This window comes from Pseudomonas sp. 05T35 (assembly GCF_056396605.1).
Window position 1 is genome coordinate 1 of the sequence record NZ_JBFTLU010000655.1, and the last position, 1,743, is coordinate 1,743.

Here is a 1,743-nt window from a genome sequence, read left to right on the forward strand (position 1 = left end):
GCTGAATGTCGGCGCATAGGTAGAGAGGGCAAGTACGCCACCCAGCGGTCCCTGCCATTTCAGGAAAGCGCTGTGCAGCACGACGGCGCCGCCTTGGGAAAACCCTGCAAGAAATATCCGCGAGGCGTCTATTCCGCTGGCTCGCTGCTCTTCGATCAGCGTTATGACGGTTTGGGCCGACACCTCCAGCTCTTCATGATTGATGCTCCGGGCGGGGCTCATGGCCTTGATGTCGTACCAGCTCGGCATCTCGTAACCACCATTGATGGTCACTGCGCGAGTCGGCGCCTGGGGCAGGACGAAGCGGGTGGTCAACAGGTTTTCCTGCAGGGCTTCGGCCACCGGCAGGAAGTCGTAGCGGTCGGCGCCCAGGCCGTGCAGCCATATAACGCAGGCATCGACAGGCTTGCTGGGCTGAAGAATCAAGGGCTCGGTCATGGTTGCTCCATTGTGGTGCGCATACTCCCGTGCGGTGCGAGAAGATGGGGCGCGGCTGGTTGATTGGTTAATAAAATGTCGTAAATCTATAAATTTTTCTATTGATCTGTGGCTGAAACGCTTAAGCCGCAACTGTGGTACGGGCCTTGCTATGGGGAAGGCGAAGTGATTGCTCTCAGCCACGGCGGTAACACTATCAGTCACTGTCGGCTGTGGGATAGCAAGAATCCGGTGATGGATGTTCGCCAGTGGCCGTTACGGGCTTCGCGAACGTAAAAGGGGCTACAGCCCGTTCGGCCGATTGGTGAGAAGCGAGTTTTCCATTATGTGGATTTTCTCCTACTAGACTCATAGCTAAGGTCTTACGCCGCTTGACCCAAAGAAATGCCAACACGGGTCAACAGCGCCTCATAAGGGTGCGGCAGGACTCAAGCTCCGACACAACAAGAGCAAAACTGGAGGTTTGAATGAAGATGTTGAAATCCACCCTGGCAGTCGTGACTGCGGCCGCAGTACTCGGTGTCAGTGGGTTCGCTCAGGCGGGTGCAACCCTGGATGCGGTACAGAAGAAAGGCTTTGTGCAATGTGGCGTGAGCGACGGTTTGCCAGGTTTTTCGGTTCCGGACTCCACCGGCAAGATTGTCGGTATCGATGCTGATTACTGCCGCGCCGTTGCCGCTGCCGTATTCGGCGACGCGACCAAGGTCAAATTCAGCCAGTTGAATGCCAAGGAGCGTTTCACCGCGCTTCAATCCGGCGAAATCGACATGTTGTCGCGTAACTCCACCATGACCAGTTCCCGTGACGCGGGCATGGGCCTGAAATTTCCTGGCTTCATTACTTATTACGACGGCGTAGGCTTCCTGGCCAACAGCAAGCTGGGCGTGAAAAGTGCCAAGGAACTGGATGGTGCGACTATCTGTATTCAAGCCGGTACCACCACCGAGCTGAACGTGTCCGACTACTTCCGTGCCAACGGCCTGAAGTACACCCCGATTACTTTCGACACCTCCGATGAAAGCGCCAAGTCGCTGGAATCCGGTCGTTGCGACGTATTGACCTCCGACAAGTCCCAGTTGTATGCACAGCGCAGCAAACTGGCTTCGCCTAAAGATTACGTAGTTCTGCCGGAAACCATCTCCAAAGAGCCTCTGGGTCCAGTCGTACGTAACGGCGACGACGAGTGGCTGGCGATCGTTCGTTGGGTTGGCTACGCCATGCTCAACGCCGAAGAGGCCGGTATCACCTCGAAAAACGTCGAAGCTGAAGCCAAGTCGACCAAGAACCCGGACGTTGCCCGTCTGC

General features: G+C 56.4%; 2 protein-coding genes. One reads left to right on the forward strand and one right to left on the reverse strand.

Annotated features, from left to right (window positions below):
- A partial coding sequence (locus tag AC1DH9_RS28475) for an alpha/beta hydrolase (protein ID WP_477809267.1) occupies positions 1–438 on the reverse strand: 438 nt, incomplete at its 3' end.
- A 467-nt stretch (positions 439–905) separates the two neighbouring features.
- On the opposite strand from AC1DH9_RS28475, the gene AC1DH9_RS28480 reads away from it, so the two are divergent.
- Positions 906–1,743: amino acid ABC transporter substrate-binding protein (locus AC1DH9_RS28480; protein WP_477809268.1), on the forward strand; the 838-nt coding region annotated here is incomplete at its 3' end.